16 protein-coding genes are annotated in these 22521 nt (G+C 32.1%); 15 read left to right on the plus strand and 1 reads right to left on the minus strand.

Annotation, left to right across the window (positions count from 1 at the left end):
• The first annotated feature begins 56 nt into the window (after positions 1–56).
• Positions 57–1496 (plus strand): APC family permease, encoded by a 1440-nt coding sequence (locus SPD45_RS08300; RefSeq protein WP_336267279.1) that lies wholly within the window; start codon positions 57–59, stop codon positions 1494–1496.
• 42 nt (positions 1497–1538) lie between these two features.
• On the opposite strand, the gene SPD45_RS08305 is transcribed toward SPD45_RS08300, so the two are convergent.
• Positions 1539–2852, minus strand: a complete 1314-nt coding sequence (locus tag SPD45_RS08305; protein ID WP_336267280.1) for a nucleotide sugar dehydrogenase — start codon at positions 2850–2852, stop codon at positions 1539–1541.
• Positions 2853–3110: 258 nt separating this feature from the next.
• Here SPD45_RS08305 and SPD45_RS08310 point away from each other — a divergent pair, with 258 nt between their 5' ends.
• The 14 genes from SPD45_RS08310 to SPD45_RS08375 all read left to right on the plus strand — a co-directional run.
• Complete coding sequence (locus tag SPD45_RS08310) at positions 3111–4238, plus strand: glycosyltransferase (protein WP_336267281.1); 1128 nt, start codon at positions 3111–3113, stop codon at positions 4236–4238.
• On the plus strand, positions 4231–5391 hold the full coding sequence (locus tag SPD45_RS08315) for a glycosyltransferase (protein ID WP_336267282.1): 1161 nt from the start codon (positions 4231–4233) through the stop codon (positions 5389–5391). Before SPD45_RS08310 ends, SPD45_RS08315 begins: the two co-directional genes overlap by 8 nt.
• Positions 5388–6158 carry a glycosyltransferase family 2 protein gene (locus SPD45_RS08320; protein ID WP_336267283.1) on the plus strand — a complete coding sequence of 257 codons (771 nt, stop codon included), beginning with the start codon at positions 5388–5390 and terminating at the stop codon, positions 6156–6158. Before SPD45_RS08315 ends, SPD45_RS08320 begins: the two co-directional genes overlap by 4 nt.
• A gap of 32 nt (positions 6159–6190) precedes the next feature.
• The gene (locus SPD45_RS08325) at positions 6191–6967 is read left to right on the plus strand and encodes an ABC transporter permease (RefSeq protein ID WP_336267284.1); all 777 of its coding nucleotides are present in this window, start codon (positions 6191–6193) and stop codon (positions 6965–6967) included.
• A gap of 34 nt (positions 6968–7001) precedes the next feature.
• The gene (locus SPD45_RS08330) at positions 7002–8570 is read left to right on the plus strand and encodes an ABC transporter ATP-binding protein (protein WP_336267285.1); all 1569 of its coding nucleotides are present in this window, start codon (positions 7002–7004) and stop codon (positions 8568–8570) included.
• 151 nt (positions 8571–8721) lie between these two features.
• Positions 8722–10638 (plus strand): glycosyltransferase family 2 protein, encoded by a 1917-nt coding sequence (locus SPD45_RS08335; protein WP_336267286.1) that lies wholly within the window; start codon positions 8722–8724, stop codon positions 10636–10638.
• The gene (locus tag SPD45_RS08340; RefSeq protein ID WP_336267287.1) at positions 10639–12744 is read left to right on the plus strand and encodes a glycosyltransferase family 2 protein; all 2106 of its coding nucleotides are present in this window, start codon (positions 10639–10641) and stop codon (positions 12742–12744) included.
• Positions 12745–12759: 15 nt separating this feature from the next.
• The gene (locus SPD45_RS08345) at positions 12760–14151 is read left to right on the plus strand and encodes an ATP-grasp fold amidoligase family protein (RefSeq protein ID WP_336267288.1); all 1392 of its coding nucleotides are present in this window, start codon (positions 12760–12762) and stop codon (positions 14149–14151) included.
• Positions 14152–14182: 31 nt separating this feature from the next.
• Positions 14183–15790 (plus strand): ATP-grasp domain-containing protein, encoded by a 1608-nt coding sequence (locus tag SPD45_RS08350; RefSeq protein WP_336267289.1) that lies wholly within the window; start codon positions 14183–14185, stop codon positions 15788–15790.
• Positions 15791–15808: 18 nt separating this feature from the next.
• Complete coding sequence (locus tag SPD45_RS08355) at positions 15809–17383, plus strand: ATP-grasp domain-containing protein (protein ID WP_336267290.1); 1575 nt, start codon at positions 15809–15811, stop codon at positions 17381–17383.
• A 13-nt stretch (positions 17384–17396) separates the two neighbouring features.
• A complete protein-coding gene (locus tag SPD45_RS08360) occupies positions 17397–18809 on the plus strand; it encodes an acylphosphatase (protein ID WP_336267291.1) in 1413 nt (470 codons plus the stop codon).
• An 18-nt stretch (positions 18810–18827) separates the two neighbouring features.
• Positions 18828–20426, plus strand: a complete 1599-nt coding sequence (locus tag SPD45_RS08365; RefSeq protein ID WP_336267292.1) for an ATP-grasp domain-containing protein — start codon at positions 18828–18830, stop codon at positions 20424–20426.
• A 30-nt stretch (positions 20427–20456) separates the two neighbouring features.
• Positions 20457–22163 (plus strand): ATP-binding protein, encoded by a 1707-nt coding sequence (locus SPD45_RS08370; RefSeq protein ID WP_336267293.1) that lies wholly within the window; start codon positions 20457–20459, stop codon positions 22161–22163.
• The coding region (locus tag SPD45_RS08375) for a hypothetical protein (protein ID WP_336267294.1) at positions 22160–22521 on the plus strand (362 nt) is incomplete at its 3' end. The genes SPD45_RS08370 and SPD45_RS08375, both read left to right, overlap by 4 nt.

Below are 22521 nucleotides of genomic sequence, written 5' to 3' on the forward strand. Positions count from 1 at the left end.
TGTATACTTATCGATTATATGTAAAAAAATAAATATGTTTATTTTTGGAGGCGTTTATGGAAAAGAGAACAACATTAAATAAGTCATTAAAAGCACACTGGGTATGGGCAATAGCCCTCGGATCTGCTATTGGTTGGGGAGCATTTGTTCAACCAATTAATTGGATGGAAACTGCTGGTCCATTTGGTGTGATTATTGGTTTTTCCATCGGTGCATTATTGATGATGCTCATAGCAGTCAGTTATGGATTTCTAATTCGTAGTTTCCCTGTTTCAGGTGGAGAATTTGCCTATGCTTATATTAGTGCTGGACGAACTCAAGCATTTATAAGTGGTTGGTTTTTGACGTTAGGATATTTATGTATTGTTGCATTAAATGCTTCTGCATTTTCTTTAATGATTAAATATGTATTTCCGGCAATCATTGAAAATGTATTTTTATATACTGTTGCTGGTTGGGAAGTATATTTGATGGAAATAATTATCGCAACAGGTGCATTAATTATTTTTGGCTATTTAAATATACGTGGTACAGGCTTAACCGGACAAGTGCAATTTGTATTTGCGATGGTAATGGTAGCAGCAGTAGTTATTTTAACATTATTTGTTGGAATAAAATCACCTACACCAATTGATAATATAGCACCATTGTTCGTCGATAATAAGACAAGTTTTGCTGCTGTAATTGCAATTGTTGCGATTGCCCCATGGGCGTTTGTTGGATTTGATGCTGTACCACAAGCGGCTGAGGAATTTGCGTTTCCAGCTAAAAAAGCATTTATGTTAATCATTTTGGCATTAGTATTTGCGACTATTATTTATAGTTTAATGATATTAGCAACAGGTATGGCTGCTCCTTGGCAAGAAGTGGCAAATGCTAACCATTTATGGGGTACGGGAGTTGTTATTCAAGACTTATTAGGTGTTGGTGGTTTACTCATTTTAGTAATTGCATTAACGATGGGGATTTTTACTGGATTAAATGGGTTTATTATGACATCAAGTCGATTACTATTTGCAATGGCACGTGCCAAAGTTTTGCCAGCGCCATTTCAGAAATTACATAAAAAATATGATACACCCTATATTGCGATTATCGTTACCGTAATATTGGCCTCGATTGCTCCGTGGTTTGGGCGTCAAGCATTAACTTGGGTTGTTGATATGTCATCTATTGGAGTATCTATTGCATATTTTTATACTTGCTTTACAGCTTTCAGACTATTCAAATGGAATAATCAAAGTTCTAGCATAATGGAAGAAGCGGAAGTTGGACCTGTGAAGAAGTTGGTAGCCTTTGTCGGAATGGTTGTAAGTTTTATTTTTATTTTACTTTTATTAATTCCACAATCTCCAGCATTTATGGGGAAAGAATCTTTTATTTCTCTAGTGATTTGGGTAGTTCTTGGAATTATATTCTATGTGATGAAGCGAAAAGAATACAATGCCATTCCGAAGAAAGAATTAGACTATTTAATTTTGGATAAAAAAGAATAAAAAAGAAAAATCTACAAGTACATTTTACTTGTAGATTTTTTATTATAGACTCCAATAATGGATATTTAACTCTTCACATTGTTCACGATCAAAAATACCTTTAATGTCTACTAAGACTTTCTTATCTGATTGATATAAAGTGTTTAATTTTTCAATTGTATAAGTATCCCTATATTCATCATGAGGTACAGCAAGGATGATGCAATCTAAATCCTTTAATACTTCCTGGCCAACTAAATCGATATTATATTCTTGTTTAACATCTTCTTGCTCAGCATGAGGATCATGGACAACATAGTGAACTCCATAATCATCTAACTCCTTAATAATATCAATTACTTTTGTGTTACGTACATCAGGAACATTTTCTTTAAAAGTTAATCCTAATACAGCAATTTTGGCCTTTTTTACATCTAAATTTGCCTGGATCATTTTTTTGATAACGCTATTTGCAACGTGTTTTCCCATATTATCATTTACTTTTCGTCCAGCTAAAATAATTTGCGAATGGTATCCTAACTGCTCTGCTTTATACGTAAAATAATATGGGTCTACTCCGATACAATGACCGCCTACTAGCCCAGGGGTAAAGTTCAAGAAATTCCATTTTGTACCTGCAGCAGCTAATACTGCTTTCGTGTCGATGTTCATTTTATCGAATACAATCGATAATTCATTCATAAAAGCAATATTAATATCGCGTTGTGAGTTTTCGATTACTTTTGCAGCCTCAGCAACCTTAATAGATTCTGCTTCATACACACCTGCTTCAATAATGTAATCATACACTTTTGAGATTTCACGTAATGCATCAGCATCTGAACCAGAGACAATTTTTGTGATTTTTGTTAATGTATTTACTTTATCACCTGGATTAATTCGTTCGGGTGAATAACCGACTTTAAAGTCCTTACCGAAAATTAAGCCGGATTCTCTCTCTAGAATAGGGATACATACTTCTTCAGTAGTTCCAGGGTACACAGTTGATTCATAAACAACAATGGATCCTTTTGTTAAATTGCGTCCAATCATTTCACTTGCACCAATAATAGGTTTTAGATTTGGTGTTTTATCAATATTGATTGGTGTAGGTACTGCAACAATATGAAATTTACTTCTTTGTAGATCGTTCTCATCATATGTAAATTCCATCGCCGTTTCTTTGATTTCTTTGTCTCCAACTTCTTCAGTGACGTCTATGCCTTGCTTGTACATATTTAACTTTTCTTTATTTAAATCCAAACCGATTACGTCATATTTTTTGGCTAATTCAATTGCCAATGGCAATCCAACATAACCAAGACCAATGACAGATATTTTTTCTTTTCTTTGTTGAAGTTCTTCAAAAAGAACCATAATAAATCCCAACCTTTATATATTAATTAAAGTGTTAAACAACATTATACTCTTACTCCATTATTATACAATGAAAAAGAATAAGAGTTGTATGAATAGTACTTGTGTTCATCTAGATTTTATCACAAAAAAATAATAGAAGAAAAAATTATGTAGCGTCAATTACAATTAGATAACATTGGTTGTCTTAATATAAATTCACATGAAAATAGTATATAATATGTAGATGGATGTAGAGTAGAAGGAAGGTAGTCATCCGTGAAAAAAATTAAAATATTCTTTTTTATTTACCGGCTTGGTGGCGGTGGAGCTGCAAGAACATTATTAAATATCGTTAATTATATAGATAAAAGTAAATTTGATGTCACATTAGTAACGCTAAATTTCGACTATGATTATGACCAATTTGTACATGAAGATGTTCGATTTGTGAAATTACGTACTAATCGATTAAGGTCAAGTATCTTTGAATTAGCTAAGTTGTTAAAAAAAGAAAAGCCAGATATTTTGTTTAGTACAGTATTAACGTATAATATCGTAGCGATTTTAGCAAAAATACTTTCCCTTACTAAAACGAAAGTAGTTGTTAGAGAAGCAGCTTTATTAGGTGATACAAGCAAAAAGGAAAATTTCAAATTAGTGGTTGCCGGACTATTGTATAAATTTGCAAATAAGGTTATTGCATTGTCTTATGGTGTAAAAGATAACTTAATACACCGATATAAAGTACGAGAGAACAAAATAGATGTTATTTATAACCCTGTTGATTTAGTTCATATTAATCATGAAATGAAACAACCGTTAACAAATGAAATAAATACGATTATTCAAAGCTATGATAAAGTATTAGTTACGGCGGGACGATTTGTAAAAGAAAAAGATCAACTTACATTATTACGTGCATTTGCGAAAGTGAAAGATACAAATAATAGTTGCTTAATCATCTTAGGTGAAGGCGAGTTAGAAATGAGCTTAAAAAAAGAGGCGAAGGATTTACGAATAGATAATCACGTTTATTTTGTTGGCTTTCAGGAAAATCCATATGCGATATTTAAACAAGCTGATTTATTTGTTTTGACATCGACAACAGAAGGCTTTGGACATGTGTTAGTCGAGGCGCTCGCTACAGAAACACTTGTCGTGTCAACAAACTGTAAACCAGGTGCGGAAGAGGTTTTAGACAATGGTAAGTATGGGCTGTTATGTGAAGTAGGTAACGTAAACGATGTAGCTGAAAAAATAGCGCAGGCAATGAGATATTGTGAAGAAGAACGTCAATATGTTATTACGTTAGGGGTACAACGTGCAAATGAATTTCATGCAGCTAAAGTTGTTTCACAGTATGAAACGATGTTTCAGCAGGTAAAAGGAGTTAACAATGAATAAAAAACAAATATATCATCAGGGAACAAGAAAGAAAGTCGTTCATATAACGACAGTGCATCACCCTTATGATCCTAGAATTTATTATAAACAATGTATGTCTTTGGCCGAAAATGGATATGAGGTCACATTAATTGCACAGGATACGAGAGATAAGACAGAAGTGAATAATATTAATCATATTCGATTAAAAACGTATAAAAGTCGATTGAAAAGAATGTTATTCGGTGTGTGGGATGCATACAAAAAAGCGAAAGAGGCAAAAGGAGATATTTATGTATTTCATGATCCGGAATTAATCATAGCTGCTTCATGGTTAAAACGAAAGAACAATACCGTTATTTATGACATACATGAAGACTACGTAACGAGTATTTTACAAAAAAAATATTTAACACCAACATTACGCAAAGTGGCAGCAAGAGGTTATAAACTAATTGAAAAGTTTTTCACAAGAAATATGGAGAAGAGTTTAGCTGAAAAATATTATAAAGATATATACCCGAATGGGACATGTATCTTAAATTACCCATTAATGGATAAGAAGTTTTTTGAATATGATCGTACAGCCAAACCATTATCGAATAAAGTACTATATACAGGCAATGTAAATGGAGATAGAGGAGCATTTATCCATGCAAATATTCCTAACATAAATCAAAATATTAAAGTACAATATGTTGGAAAATGTGTGAAATCTATTGCACATCAAATTATGGATGTGGCTAAAGAAAATAAAGACAATATCCAAATCATGGGGGTTGATCAATTCATTGTAAAAGAAGAAATGGAAAAGATGTATACAAAAGAAAATTGGTTAGCTGGTATAGCTGTGTTCCCACCTACAGAACATTATATGAAAAAAGAGTTAACGAAGTTTTTCGAATATATGAATGTGGGTTTACCAATTATTTGTTCTAACTTTCCAGTTTGGAAGGAATTTATTGAAAAATATGAATGCGGTATAGTAGTAGATCCTTATAATGAACAAGAAATAAATGAAGCTCTACAAAAGTTGATAGACAATCCAGAAATAGGTTATGAAATGGGGAAAAACGGAAAAAAGGCAGTGGCTTCTGAGTTGAATTGGGAAGTAGAAGAAGGTAAACTATTAGATTGGTATGATCAATTATTAAATAAGGAAGTAAAAATATGAAGAAACCACTAGTTTCTGTTATTACACCTTCTTATAATGCAGAAAGATTTATTGCAGAGTCCATTCAATCTGTACGCAATCAAACATACGATAATTGGGAAATGATAATTGTAGATGATAAATCTACAGATAATACAGTGAAAATTGTACAAAGATTTATTGATCAAGATGCTCGTATTCGAATAATTCGTTTACAAGAAAATAGTGGTTCTGCAATAGCAAGGAATACAGCAATCGATCAAGCGTTAGGTAAATATATTGCTTTTCTTGATAGCGATGATGTATGGTTACCAGAAAAATTATCCAAGCAAGTTCAATTTATGGAAGAAAATAATCTTACTTTTTCATTTACCAAATATGTACGTATGTATGAAGACGGGACATTAACAAATGGTTATTCGAAAGTTCCTAAGAAAATTACGTATGAAAAATTAATGAAACATTGTGTCATCGGCTGTTTAACAGTAATGTTGAATCGTGAGGCGATTGGCAACGAGAGAATGGTGAATATACGAACAAGACAAGATTATGCATTTTGGTTAACATTATTAAGAAAAGGCCATACTGCATATGGGTTAGATGAGGTGCTATCAAAATATCGTTTGGTAGAAAACTCAATTTCAAGTAATAAACTAAAAGTAGCGAAACAAAATTGGAATTTATATCGTCATATTGAAGGACACACATTTATAAAAGCAGCTTGGTATTTTTCTCATTATGCCATTCGATCTGTTTTACAAGTAATTAAGTTTCGCATTGTGAAGTAAACTCGTTTTATATTAGGCGGTGTAGGAAAAAATTGAAGAATTATATTAATGAAGTTAGGAAAAGAAAAGACCTGTTACTTTACTTAGTCAAGTCAGGATTAAAGGCAGAACATCGAAATAGTTATTTAGGTTATTTTTGGTGGTTACTTGATCCGTTGTTAAGTATCGCTGTATATTATTTCTTAGTTGTCATTATTTTAGATCGTGGTGGACCAAATTATGCACTATTTTTAATAATCGGACTTATCGTATGGAGATGGATTAGTTCAACTATTAATGCATCAGCCAAATCGATTTTACGATATAGTTCGATTATAAATCAGGTAGCATTACCGAAGTTTATATTTCCGTTGTCGTTTACAATTACACAACTGGTGAATTTTTTATTCGGTTTAATTGTAGTAGCACTTGCGTTAATTTTGTATGCAGAAGTACCGACATGGCATATTGTTTTATTGCCACTCATTATTATTATTACGTATACATTTTTGCTGGCAGTAGGTTCTGTTTTAGGTTTCGTTACGGTGTTTATTCGTGATATTGATAATTTATTAACACATATCATTCGAATATTCTTCTACGCATCCCCTATTATTTGGGAAGGTGGACGTTTACCACCCGAGTATGGTTGGGCGGTTGCGATTAACCCGATTGCGCATTTAGTAACATCATTTAGAGATGTTTTGATGTATCATCAACTACCTAACTTTATATCGTTAGGTATTATCTTTGTTGCATCGATTATTACAATTATATTTATGTTGAACTACTTTAAAAATAATGAACATAAAATTATAAAAGCATTGTAATGAGGGAAAACTAAGGAAAAAGAGGTTTTCAAATATGTTAAATAATAATGTAAAGGAAACAGAGCGCGAACATGTCATTGAAGCAGAAGATATAGGTCTGTTTTATGACCCAAAGGTAAATACTGATGACTATAAATCAAGATTGTTAGATCTTTTAAGTTTTAAAAAAAATAAAGAAGATAAGCAAAAGGAAAAAATATGGTCATTACGCAATGTGACGTTTACAGGTTATAAAGGTGAGATTTTAGGGATTATAGGTTCGAACGGTGCTGGTAAAACGACAATCAGTAAAGTGATCACAGGTATTTTACAGCATGATGAAGGGACATTGCATGTAGACGGAAAAGTAACCGCATTGTTTTCTTTAGGTATGGGATTTAATAAAGAATTAACGGGTAGAGAAAATGTTTACTTAAATGGAATGATGCTAGGAATAAATAAAAATTTAATTGATGAATATATAGATGAAATCCATGCATTTTCGGAAATCGGAGAATTTATCGATCAACCGATGAAATATTACTCGAGTGGAATGAAAGCTCGTTTAGGTTTTAGTGTTGCTGCTAATTTACAACCTGAAATTCTAATCTTAGATGAGGCTTTAAACACAGGAGACATTAAATTTGGTAAAAAAGCTGCAGAAAAATTAAAAGAGTTAGTAACTAACGCCAAAATGGTTATTATAGTGACACATAGTTTACGTTATGCACAACGTAATTGTGATCGTCTTATTTGGTTGCATAAAGGACAAATAAAAGAAGTTGGCGAACCTAAAGAAGTTATTGCAAATTATCGTGCATCTGTACCAAAAATGCCGAAAAAGAAACGAAGCTTGGAATTAGAAAAAACAAAAACGATTGTACGGAATAACACAGTTATGGAAGCTAAAAACTTAGGAATTTCATTTGATTTAAATAGAAAAGAAAAACATTGGGCATTAAGGAACTTAAACTTTACAATAAAAGAAGGAGAAGTTGTTGGAATAATAGGACATAATGGTGCTGGGAAGAGTACGTTATGTAAGTTGATGACGAATATTTATAAGCCGGATGAAGGAGATTTGCAAATAAATGGACAGACATCTTCGCTGTTAGGGTATGGGACAGGATTTAATCCCCAATTGACCGGATCAGATAATATATATTTGAATGGAATGTTATTAGGAATTCCAAAAGAGGAAATAGAAACAAAATACGATGAAATTGTAGAATTCTCTGGTATTAAGCGAATGATTGATAGACCTATGAAGAACTATTCAAGTGGTATGAAGTCACGCCTAGGCTTTAGTATTGCAGCTGTGTTAAAACCAGATATTTTTATCATCGATGAAGCATTATCTACAGGGGATTTAGCATTTCGACAAAAGGCGACAGAACGAATTCAAGAGATGATGGAACGTGCAAAAGCGGTTATTATTGTGACTCATAGTATGCATTTTGTAGAACAAGTATGTACACGTGCATTATGGATTGACAAGGGCCGACTTCGTTTTGATGGAGATGCCGAAGAAGCAGTGAAATTATACCGTGAAGCGATGGGTGTTAATGTTCCGAAACGAAAGAAGAGAACAGGCTTAAAGAAAAAGACTGCACCAAAAAAATAACACAAAAAATAACGAAGAAGAAATCTACTGAACAAAAGACAGAAAAGATCTGAGATGAAGAAAGTAATATCGATAAAGGCAGTAAATAATTTATTGTGAAAATACTAAGAAAACATGTTGAATAGCAAGTGTCAAAGAGGTGGCAAATAAATTGGCGAAAATACGACAACGATTAGTAGGGGCCGTAGATTGGATTCTATATACTGTCTTATCAGAAAAACAAAAAAATAAGTTGTCGAATATGTTTTCTGATAAACAAAAAGAAAATATTCGAAAACTTACTCAATTTGGTAAAAAACATCAACAAAAATTGCATATAAAAAATCTGAAAGATCATCTATATTCATTAGGTTTTACAGAGGAAGCATTAAGTGATTTGCATCGTGAATATAATGATTCCAAAGATTCTTTTGTAAAAAGGTTGATTGCTTGGGAATTAGCCCTGTGGCATGCTAACCATTATACAAAGGATCATGCAAAAAAAGCTCTTGATTATTTGGAGAAAGCAGAAGTTGGAGAAAAAGATGCTCAAAAATTACAGCGCATAGCTATTATAAGAGCGGAAAGTTTGGCGCATTTGGGTGAAGTAGAAAAAGCAAAAGCAAGCTTACAGGAACAAATTAGTATACAAGCGCATCCTGATTTATACTTAGGACTTGCTAACTTAGAAACAAGATTGGAAATGCGCTTTGAACAAATCAATAAAGCATTCACCATGTATCAATTAGAACATATTACACTTTCAGACTTTTCTGTGGTAGATTATGATTCTTTGCAGATGCAGACGCTTCCAAAGCGTGTAGATAGCAACACTGGTAAGATATCCGTTATATTGCCAGCATTCCGTGCAGAAGAAGGATTACACGTTGCAATAGAGTCGATACTAACACAATCGTGGAGGAACTTGGAATTACTTATTGTGGATGATTGTAGCCCCGATAAAACCTATGAAATTGCCAAGCAATATGAAGCTAAAGATGATCGGGTGAGAGTATTCCAAACTTCTATTAATAGTGGCCCATATATTGCGCGTAATATAGGATTACAAGTCGCGACAGGGGAGTTTGTGACAATTAATGATGCGGACGACTGGTCACATGCAAGGAAACTTGAATTACAAGTAAAACATTTGATGCAGAACGCAGATGTTATAGCGAATACATCAGAACATGCCCGCCTAACGGAAGATCTAATGTTATATCGTCGTGGTACTCCAGGAAGATATATTTTTCCTAACATGAGCTCTATTATGTTTCGAAGAGAACCTATCTTAAATACAATAGGATATTGGGATAGTGTGCGATTTGCTGCGGACGGTGAATTTAAACGCCGTTTAATTCGTGCATTCGGTAAAAAAAGTTATGTAGATTTAAGAACAGGTCCCTTATCTTTACCAAGACAATCCTTATCATCTTTGACAAGTAATTCAGCATTTGGATACAATGGATTTTTCATGGGTGTAAGAAAAGAATATGTAGAAAGTCTAGAATACTTTCATAGAAATACAAATGAATGGAAATACTCTTATCCACAAACGGTACGACCTTTTCCTGTGCCAGAACCAATGTGGCCGATTAGGGAGGAAAAACAAGAGCAGATGCGCCAGTTCGATCTTGTTATTGCCACGGACTTACGTGACACGAATGAATTACCAAGAATCAAGAAAATTATTGAGAAAGCTTTAAAGAGTAATGAAATAAACCGTATTGGGATTATTCAACTTTACACATATAATTTACAAATACCATTACATGTATCAGAAGAGATTAGACCTTATATCGATGGTGTCCATGTACAGATGTTAGTTTATGGAGAAAAAATTAATACAAATGAAATAATATATATCGGACATGAACCCATGCTATACAAGCAAACTTATATTCCATCTGTTCGTGCAGAACAAGTTTCACTTATAGTTTTCCAAATGGATAACTCGGTAGAGAGAAGTTTGAACGCTATTCAATTATTACATCAAAAGGAGCCATCGATTATCCCATTAGACAAGAGTGTAAGGGATAAAATGCGTGATAAACAATGGATAATTTCTGACGAAAATTGGTGTGTATAAATGAAAAAGAAAAACGAAGAACTTTTAAACGAATATGAGAAAATTTCTAGGAAAGTGAACGAAATTGAAGACGAATTAAAGAGAGAAAAACTACTTCACTCTAAAAAAGAACTTGAATTTCAAAAGATACAGAAAAGTACGTTACTGGAGTTGTTTCGTCCATCCTTATTTAAGCGCAAAATACGTACCATTGGTTCGTATCTATTAGGAAGACGAAACAGAAAGCAATTATATAGTAAAGTGTATAAACAGAAGCAAGCAATGAATGATTTAAAACCTTATATAAAATTGTTGTATAATGATGGTTTTGTAGAAGAAGTAGTTAGAGAGCTAACAGTAATGTATCAAAAAACTACAAATAAATATTTGAAAACAAGTATTGCTTGGGAGTTAGGATTATACTACGCTAATAAGAAAAGTATATATCATACTAACACAGCTTTAACTTATATTCAGCAAGCAAAGAAAAACGTTACGAATACGGAATTATTTAGACAGATGACCATAGTAGAAGCTGAGTGCTATGAACAATTAAATAAGTTAGATGAAGCTAAACTCTTGCTAACAAAATTACAAAACAAGGATAGTCACCCAGACATTTCCTTAGCATTAGCGAATACAATAAGTGATATCAATGAAAAATTAATACATGTAAACAAAGTATATGAACAATATAGCTTACAACCGATCTTTTTTGGTCAAGGAGATAACGTATCTTATGATGATTTACAAACAAAAGATATGGATCACCAAGTTTTAAATGGCCCTAAGATATCGGTTATTTTGCCTGCATATAACTGTGAAAATGAGATAAAGACAGCAATTGAGTCTTTGTTAGATCAAACATGGAAGAATATTGAAGTGCTTATTGTAGACGATTGTAGCACAGACGGCACTTTCAATGTAGCGAAAGAATATGAACAAAAAGATAAGAGAATTAAGGTCTTGCAAACTCCTGAAAATAGTGGACCGTATGTAGCAAGGAATCTTGCATTAGAAATAGCGAATGGTGAATATATAACAGTCAATGATGCGGATGACTGGTCTCATATACAGAAGTTGGAGATTCAAGTAAAACATTTAATAATAAATCCGACTATAATCGCTAACACATCTCAACTATCTAGATTAACAGAAGATTTATTATTTTATCGACGAGGAACAAGAGGACGTTATTTGTTTTCGAATATGTCCTCTTTAATGTTTCGAAGAAAGGAAGTGCTAGAAACTATTGGTTATTGGGACAGTGTTCGTTTTGCAGCTGATGGAGAATATAAAAGAAGAATGACGCTCGCTTTTGGAAATGAAGCTGTAGTTGATTTGGAAACAGGGCCCTTGTCATTACCTAGGCAAGCAGCTGGATCATTAACAAGTAGTTCGTCCTTTGGATATAATGGATATTTTATTGGTGCAAGAAAAGAGTATGTAGAAAGCTTTACATACCACCACTCAACTAACCAACTATATTATCCTAAAACACAAAAAAAACGATTATTCCCAATCCCATACCCTATGAAACCAAATCAACCGTCGCCAAATCGGATTGTCACAGTTGATATAATAATTGTTGCAGATTTTACAAGATTAAAAAGGAAAATGAAACAACAAATTATACATGATATCGAAATGAATAAACAGTTGGGCTACAAAACAGGCCTTATCCAAATGCATATATATGATACTGAAAAGTCAAATTCGTTTGATAAAGATATTAGAAAGATAATTGATGGAGAGCTAGTGCGAATGATTGTATATGGTGAGCATATTCAATCGATATTAACAATCGTTTATGACTTACGCACCTTACATGTGAAACAAGAGTATATTCCACTTGTAAAAACTGTTAATACACTAGTTATTATAGATGAAAAACCAACAATGAAGTATAATGATAAGGTAATAAAGTCTTATCAGTTTCGATTATGCACGAAACAAATAATGGGGTATTTTAATAAGCGTGGTAGATGGTATCCTTACGATGAGAAGGTAAGAGAACAATTAAAACATAAAGAAATGAAGGAGATTCGATTAGCCAAGGAGAACTGGTTTGAAGATAATATACCTTACATGTATGAAAAAATTATAAAGGATTGGATGATCAAATGAGCGGGGGTGAACTTGATGAAAAAAAATCTAGTAAAGAAAAATAATGCAATTCAAAATAGTGTAAAATTAAAGATAGTTGAAAAAGAGGATGAACTCCATCGATTAGAGAAAGAAATCATGAATTGTAAAAAAAGGGTAAAACAAATAGAGGAAAGTAATACGTGGAAAATTGCTAAACCTATTCGTTTTTTACGTAAATTCTCAAAACAAAATGACGAATTTCAAATGTTGTTTGAAAGATTGAATGAGGCAGAGTTAGAGTTAAGTAAAGCAAGAGAAGAAATAGCAAAACTTAAATTGTTAGATGAACAATTAAATACTAGTACTATTCAACAATTGATGAGAGAGTGGAAGGATAGTGCAACTTTATTAACTTATCTTGAATCAATCATTGAATATAAAAATAAAATCCAGGAAAACTATAAGGATGCATTATCTTTTATTGGTAGATTGTATATGCGAAAAGATGACTTATATAAGCATGCAATTTATAAAAAAATTATGTCTGGTTTATGTATAGAAGAAATTCCAGAGTTTATTATTCGAGCGGGATTAACTGAAGAAGCAATGTCACTTGAACGTGTTTCATCATACCGTACATTACTACACCAAAGAATGAGAAGGCTACAACTTCATCAATCCCTACCAGAATGGATTTTAGATGATAAGGAAAAGGCTTACCATTTTGTGGACGGCCTTCAAATACCAGTACCTAAAGTAGATGGGAAAACTTATACTGTGAATACATTACCAGAGCGCGAAGGAATCGTCATTAAACCGATAAATGGGGCAGGAGCACGGGGAGTGTATTTGGTACACCGTTTCAATCATATTTTTGATGTTAAAAACTCTACAATATTAACGAGTTTAGAAGAATTATATTCTAATATATACAATGATTTACAGAGTGGTGCGGTTCACCAAGATGTATGGATGGTTGAAGAAATCATATATGAAAATAAAGAACAATTACAGGCTGCGCGAGATTTCAAGTTTTACATGTTTTATGGAAAGGTCGGACTTATTTTGGAAATTATAAGAGAGCCTGAAATCCGTCATTGTTGGTGGAATAATGAGGGGGAGCGTGTTTATACAGGTAAATATGAAGAAACATTATTTCAAGGTATTGGTGTGACTGAGAATGATATCAAGATGGTAGAGAAATTAAGTGAAGAAATACCAGCACCATTTATCCGAATTGATCTTTTAAGTTCTGAAGATAGATTAATCTTTGGTGAATTTACTCCAAAACCAGGAGATTACGATGACTTTAATCAGGAAACAGATCAGTTACTAGGAGATTATTATTTAAAGGCACAAGCTAGACTGGAAGAGGACTTTATGAATGGTAAGCAATTTAAAGCATTTCAAACATTACAGAGGAAAGATACCTTTCAATTATCGTAAGATTGTTTATAAGATTTAGGAGGATAACTTAATGGATAAGATGAAGTATGAATGGTTACCGCATTTATCTCCTGAAGTGCTTTCAGAAATGAAAGGTAACTATTTAGATGCGTATGTAGTAGCGCTTGAAGGATGGCGTAGAGGTCTAAAATTAAAATGGCATCATAAAAATTCACCTGAATTTTCACATGTGAAGACATGGTTTATTGATGAACCAGGTCAAGTTTTTTCCTTGCATTCAAAAACTAAATCACATTATTTCTTTCGTACAAGAGGAGATAAAGTTTCTACTAGAGCCGTAGAACAAGGAATGGATAAACATTTTACCAAAATACAGTTATCTAAATCAGGTATACCTGTTCCGAAAGGGAAAACATTTTCTAAAAATGAGGAGCTTATCAATATATTAAGTTATATCAATAGTATAGGTTATCCAGTTGTCTTGAAGCCAGTTGATGGTAGTTTTGGTAGGGGCGTCCATGTCAAGCTCTATTCGGAAAAAGAAGTTAAAAATGCCTTCAATTACATAAAGAATGTATTAAATGAAGATGTAATTGTAGAGGAATTTATTGCCGGAAAAGATTATCGTTTATATGTAATAGGTAATAAAGTTGTTGGAGCTATACTAAGGGTGCCTCCTAATATAGTTGGTGATGGCTCAAGCACTATAGTGGAATTAATTGAAAAGAAAAACAATGTACGCCTTTTAAATCCGAGATTAAAAGACTGTTTGATTACTGTAAATGAAGAGATGAAGAAATATTTACTTGAAAACGACTATACAGTGGATGATATACCTAGAGAAAATGAACGTGTTTACTTGAGTGAGAAGGCTAATATCTCTATAGGTGGTGATCCTATTGATGTATTAGATGAACTGTCTCATGATATAAAATTAATGGCTATTAGAGCATTGCAATCTATTGAGGGATTAAAACATGGCGCGGTTGACGTGATGGTTGGTACAACTACAGATAAATGTGACAAGGCATATGTAATTGAATTAAATCCTACAGCACAGATAGGTGGTATATTATTCCCGATAATAGGAACATCACGAGATGTACCCAAAGAAATCATAGACTATTATTTTCCAGAAACTAAGAGGGAAGTTAATACATCTAGATTATATTTTGATAATATTTCGATACTGCAGCCTTTAATGAGAGGGATTGCAACAAACGTTGTCACTAAGACCTTAGAAGAGCGTAATCTGATTCATCGAAAATATAAACTGGATTATATAATAGATATAAACCAGTATAACTTGATTAAGAAGGAAGCTTTAAATATGGGTTTAAACGGCAAGGTTTTATTTGAAAACAACATAAAGACTATTATATTAGTATCTGGAATAAAAGAAAGTTTGGATGAACTGGAATTTCTTTTTAGACAAAGTTTAAAGCTTGAATTTGATGTAATAGAAATATTCGAGGAGAACATTATGACAGGATTTAACATAGATAAGGGTACTGAATATCTAATCGGAAAAATTGAAAAACAGCAAGAACTAATTCATCTAAACAAAAAAAGGTTACGAAAACTTAATAAAGAATACAAGAAATTAGTAAATAGTACGAGTTGGAAGATTACAAAACCAATGCGGAAAATAATTGCCTTTATAAATGAAAAAAAGTAATATAGGAGTGTTTATATAATGAAGACATACACTTGGTTACCTCATATTATAGATATTCCTCAAGAAGCTAAAAGGAATAGGACAAGTTTATATACCATTGCACTAGAAGGGTGGCGAAGAGGATTAACTTTAAAGTTTCATAACATTAAAACCAACCCTAATGCAAGTAAATTTGTTTATTCGTTATCGAGTAAAGAGCGAGTACATTTCTTTCAAGAGTCTTGTGGAGACATGGTAACAGAAGAAGCGAGGGAGATTTGTGATAATAAACAATTGACACAAGAATACTTACAAAAAGCAGAAATTCCAACCCCTTTGAGTGTAAGTTTCATTAAGAATGAAAATGTTAAAACAATTTTAAATAGCATAAGTGATATGGTATATCCTTTGGTAGTTAAGCCGATTGATGGTAGTGGTGGAAAAGGAGTTAAAACCAACATTAATTCTGAGCTTGAATTAATAGAAGCAATTAATCAAGTTAGAAGTAAAGTAAGTGAGAAAATTATAATCCAGGAACAGGTTCATGGAGACGAAGTAAGGATATATGTACTTGGAAACGAGGTTATTGCTGCCGTAAAAAGAGTGCCAGCAAATGTAGTTGGTGATGGTGTAAAAACAATTAATGAATTAATTAAAGAGAAAAACGATTTACGTAAAAAAACACCGCATTTATATTATCGAGCTATTGTTATAGACAAGGCAATGCATAATAAATTAAAAGATTATGGTCTTACAGTAGATTCTGTATTACCTGAAGGAAAAAGAATTTACTTAAATACAATTAGTAATGTTTCAGCAGGTGGAGAACCTATCGATTTTACTGATCAAATTACAGAAAAACAAAAGAGGATAGCGATTAGGGCAAATCAAGCCATTCCAGGCTTGGCACATAGTGGAATAGATATGATTGTTAATGATACTGACGGAACAGGTATAATATTAGAACTCAACACTAGACCTGGCATAGGCTCTCATTTATATCCTATAGAAGGAAAGGCAGTAGATGTTCCAAGAAAGATTATTGACTATTACTTTCCAGAAACTATTACTGTAAGAGAAAAGAAGTTTAAGGGCAATTATTATTTTGATTTCCAAACAGTGTTGAATAGTCTAAATAATGGCTATTTAGAAGAAATAGAAATTTCACCTTGTCCAGAAAAAGAATACTCGGCTAAGTTAATAAAACTAATAGGTGAAATTGATATAATCAATATCTATTCTGCATTGAAAAAAATTATTCTAAGAGAAGGAATTAATGGATATATTGAAAGGGAAAAAAGCATTAATATCTTACTAGCACATTACAATGAGAAAGTAATCGAGGGAATTATAGATTATATAAATGAAAGACAACACAATTTTTTTATTAAGGAAATTCAGATTACTGAATATAGGGGTCCGTTGCAATTAGGGTTCAAGATTAAAGATGATTATCAGCATTTGGGAATAGTAGAGTTAGAACATAAATTCAAAGAAAATGAGAAGTTTTTGAAAGGAAATACCCAAGAAATTAAAAGAATTGAAAAGAAACTAATGAGAATTAAGACAAGCACATCATGGAAAATTACTAAGATTATTAGGAAAATAAAATAAAGGTGGAAATAAAATGGATCTAGAATATGAGAAAATGAAAAAAATTGAGAAAGCAGTGCCTAAATCTGCTAGAGGTTTTTCAACTTCACTATATACATACATGTTAGAGGCGTGGAGAAGGGGGATAACTGTCAAAGTCTATAATCTTTATTATAAGGAAAAACGTGGAATTAGATTACAATTAACACATAATAATAAAACTCATAATTTTCAATTTTCATTGGGGGATAAGGTTACAAGAGATGTCACTAAGGTAACTAAATTAAAACATACGACTAAGGAACTGCTAGCTAAAGCAGATGTACCAGTTCCAAAGGGATTATCATTTACTAAAGATCATAGTATAAAAGAAATTGTTGCAAACTCCGAGGAGATTGATTATCCATTAGTAGCGAAACCAACAGACGCATCTGTTGGTAGGGGGGTTTGTGTAAATCTTAAGAATAAAGAAGAGTTGAAGGGTGCCTTAAAATATATAAAAGAAGAGCTGGGATATCATAATATAATTGTTGAACAGATGGTTAGTGGGGATGATACAAGAATGCTAGTAGTTGATGGAGAAGTTATTTCTGTTTATAGAAGAGTTCCGGTAAGTGTTAAAGGAAATGGTAAAGACACAATAGAACAACTAATAATTAATAAAAATAAAGTTCGAAAAAAACATCCTCACGCTTTAAAAAATATGATTGAAATAAATGAAGAGTTACAATTGTTTATAGATAAAAAAGGATATTCATTAAATTCTATTCCGTTGAGAGATGAAAAGGTATACTTGTCCGATAGTACGTTACATGCATTAGCTGCTGAAGTAGAAGATATTACTGATAAGGTAAGTGAAAAGGCTAAAAATGTAGCTGTTAAAGCAGCACAAGTAATGAATATCAGTGAGCATTGTGGTATTGATGTCATGGTAGATCATGAAAAAGATACAGCCCATGTACTTGAAATAAATAGTAGACCAAATTTAGGGGGGTGTATGTTCCCGATATATGGAAAGGGAAGAGATGTACCAAAAGCTATTATAGATTTGTATTTTCCAGAAACAAAAAATATTAATATAACAGACAAATTAGATGTTTTTATAGATTATGATCAGATAGTAGAAATGTTAAACAGCGGTGTAGTTGACGAAGTTATTTTAAAAAAAATTAGTAAACAGAGCTTATCTAAATATGTGTGGATTTCTGGGACAATAAAGGCCGTACCATTCAAAAAGTGGATAAAAAATCAAGCTGTAAAGTATAACTTATTTGGTCAAGTGAGCGTAAAAGAAAATGAAGCGGAAATTATAATATACGGTAACGAACAGGATGTCCAGAAATTTTTAGATAAGATAAAATCACATCAATTTAAGAGAACGAATATAGAAGATATAAAAGTAACAGAGCATGTTGGTAGAATTTATTCGGGTTTTCGAATCAAATAAGTGATGGAGGTCTAGGAAATGGAGCAGGATGTAATAAATTGGTTACCACATTTGGTAAATGCAATACCAGACAAGGGGTATGGTAAAAGACTAAGTGCGGTGACAATTGCATTGGAAGCGTGGAGAAGAGGTTTAAAGGTAGAATTCTATGCGGAAGATAATAACGAAAATAAGCTAAGAATTAGGTATAAGATAAGTGATGGTGAAAAGACACACTATTTTGCATCTTCAATGGGTGACAAGGTAACGGAAGAAGCCTTTAAAATTTGTGATAATAAATATTTAACAAAGGAGTATTTAAAGAAAAATAACGTTCCGACTCCAGAAGGTAAGATGTTTGATGAGAATGCTGTTGATGAGGAGATAATTCAATATGCAATGAAAATAGGTTTTCCTTTAGTAATTAAACCAACAAATGCTAATGGAGGAAGAGGTGTATTTTCAAATTTAACTAACACTGAAGATTTAATTAATGCTGTAAATCATGTGAGGAATGAAGTTGGGTATAAGGAAATTATTGTAGAACAATATGTTCCTGGTGTTGAATATAGAATTATAGTAATTGGGGATAAAGTTATTGGCGCATTAAACAGAGTTCCAGCAAACGTTATAGGTGATGGTAAAAGTACTATCAGAGAATTAATTAGAAAAAAGAATAAGCAAAGAAAAAATAATCCACATTTAAAAACCCGTATGATTAAAATTGATAAAGAAGTTCTCGATTTACTATATTATAATGAATATACCTTAGATACAATTCCACAAAGTGGTGAAGTTGTGACATTACGTTTAACAAGTAATCTTACAACAGGGGGAGATTCTGTAGAAATAACAGATGATTTAAATAAAAGACTGAAATCTATTGCAATTGAGGCAACAAAGGCTATCCCAGGATTAGCTTTAAGTGGTATAGATATGATTGTAAATGATGAGCAAAATAATGGTTCAGTAATTGAGGTAAATACGAGACCTGGTTTGGGTGGACACCTCTTTCCTGTAAAAGGCCAGGCAAGGGATATACCAAGTTATATTATTGATGATTATTTTCCTGAGACTAAGAATGTTAAAAGGGGAATTTTATATTATGATTTTGATGATGTTGCAGCCCCTTTAACGAGTAGGGCAATAAAAAAGGTTACATTAGAAGATATGCCTAAGAACTATAGATATACACAAAAATTAACAATACAAGGGAATTTTGATGTAAGAAAATATAGAATTTGGTTAAGAAGGACAGTTTTGAATTTACACTTACATGGGTTTTCAAAGTTAATAAATGAGAATGTTTTAGAAGTTATTGTTTGTGGAAGAAATGAAGAGACAATATATACATTGAAAGAATTGTGTTATAAAGGACCAGAGAACACTAATGTAACTATTGATAATATTAAAGTAGAGGCATACGAATATCCAGTGAAAATTGGATTTGAAAACATTAAAGAAGTTATCACTGAATCACAATTAAAGGAATTAGAAAAAGAACAAATACAATTGGAACACGAATATGCGAGGCTTGTTAAGAAGTATAGTCAAATTAAAAACAGTAGGGCATGGAGGGTTACCTATCCCATTAGAACTGTCCTTCATAAACTAAAGGTAGCAATAAGAAGAAAGTAAAAATGAATTGTCTATAGGAGTGTATATATTATGGATACACTAAATATTAATGATAAATGGCTTGATCACTTAGATGAAGCAATAAATTATGACAAAAGTTATGGCCCAAGGTTAGGGATGTTTCTGTTATCATTAGAAGCATGGCGCAGAGGATTAATAGTTAAATTTTACGTTGAAAAGAATAAAGATAATAAATTACTTATAAGAAACGAAATATCTGATGGCCATAATACTTTTTATTTTGCAAGTTCTCGAGGTGATAAACTATCCCAAAGGGCAATGGAAATTTGTGAAAATAAGGCACTAACAAAAAAATATTTAAAGAAATTAAATTTCGACACCCCGGTTGGGAGTTTGTTTAATGCAAATGACATAGATAGCTCTATTTTTGAGTATGCTGAGAAAATAGGTTATCCTGTTGTAATTAAACCTTTATCATCAAATACTGGGACAGGAGTTTTTGCAAATATTCAAAATAGGAATGAATTAGGGAAGGCATTATATACCTTAAGAAAAACTATGAAACATAAGGAGATTCTATTAGAAAAGCATTTTGAAGGTAGTGACTATAGAGTATTAGTCTTGGAGAATGAAATTATTGGTATTGTAAAAAGAATCCCTGCAAATATCGTAGGTGATGGAAAACAAACAATAGAAGAACTAATTAAAATGAAAAATAAACAAAGGGATAAAAATCCAAACTTAATGTCAAGAAAAATTAAATTAGATGATGAGGCAATAGAAAATATTAAGTCTGCTGGTTACACCATAAGTTCAGTACTACCGAAAGATAAAGTTTTGTTTTTAAAAAACAAAGTAACATTAGAAGCAGATGTGTTAGAGGCCAATAACATACTAAATGAAAATCAACAGGGCTTATTACTTGAAATGATAAAGTCAATAGAAGGCTTACACTTATGTGGCATAGATATTATGATTAATGAAGAAACAAATCAAATGACTATAATAGAATTAAATACTCGTCCCATGTTGGGTTATCATATGTTTCCTTATAAAGGTGAACCTAATGATGTTATGAGTTTATTTATCGATAGTTATTTTCCGGATACTAAGAATAGAGAAAAATCTAACTTGTATTTTGACTTTCATTCAGTTATAGAGCCATTATTAGATATGTCAGCTGAACAGGTTATTCTGAAAGGAATTAAAAACAAGAAAGTAATAGGGAAATCTATCACATTTAAATATGTTGGGAATCCAGACTTAAGTGCTCTAATTATATATGCTAGAAGAAATAACATCCACGGTAATATTCAACTTATTAATAATGAATATATTAAACTGATAGTTGGACATGAGGATGTTGAAAAGATACAAGAATTTGTAGAGTTTGTTAAAATGAATACTGAATATGAAAGCGTTGAAATTCAGGCTTATAATAAACCGATTAAAATTGGTTTTGATAGAATTAGAGAAAACAAAGATAAAATAAGAATAAAGCAGTTGAAACAGGCTAATAAAAAAACACAAAATGAGTTAGATAAATTTAACAAAAAAGTGCAAGATTATGTTAAGGATATTGAAAGACTCGAAGTTAAAAATAATATTGAGATGCAAAGACTTAAAAAAACTAAGCGGGAGCTTCTATTATGTAAAGAAGAGATTCAAGAAACTACAACCCTATTAGAGAATGTGTATAATAGTAAATCCTGGAAGTTAACTCAACCATTAAGAAAAATATCCAAAATAATAAGTAATAAGGGAGGAAAAGAGTGATTAGTTTAATAAAGAGACTTATCGTAACATCTACAATCACTTTATTATTAATTGGTAGTCCTCAATTCATCTTCGCTTCACAAGAAACTTATAATGAGAAGATAAATGAACAACATATTGAATTCAAAGAAGAAATAGAGGAATTAGAACAACCCGATAAACAAGGAGTACAAGAGTATATTGATAGCGAGTTAAATGAGGAAGAAAATAAATTAATTGAACAAAAGCCGGATGAAGATAATATGATTTCCATAAAGAGTACTAAAAGTGCCCCGAAATTTACGGTAGGTGATTCGGGGCCGCACGTTAAAGAGTTGAAAAATAACTTAACGGCATTAGGTTATGGGAACTTCCCAGT

The sequence above is a fragment of the Pseudogracilibacillus sp. SO10305 genome (assembly GCF_037072005.1).
GTDB classification, from domain to species: domain Bacteria; phylum Bacillota; class Bacilli; order Bacillales; family Amphibacillaceae; genus Pseudogracilibacillus; species Pseudogracilibacillus intestinigallinarum.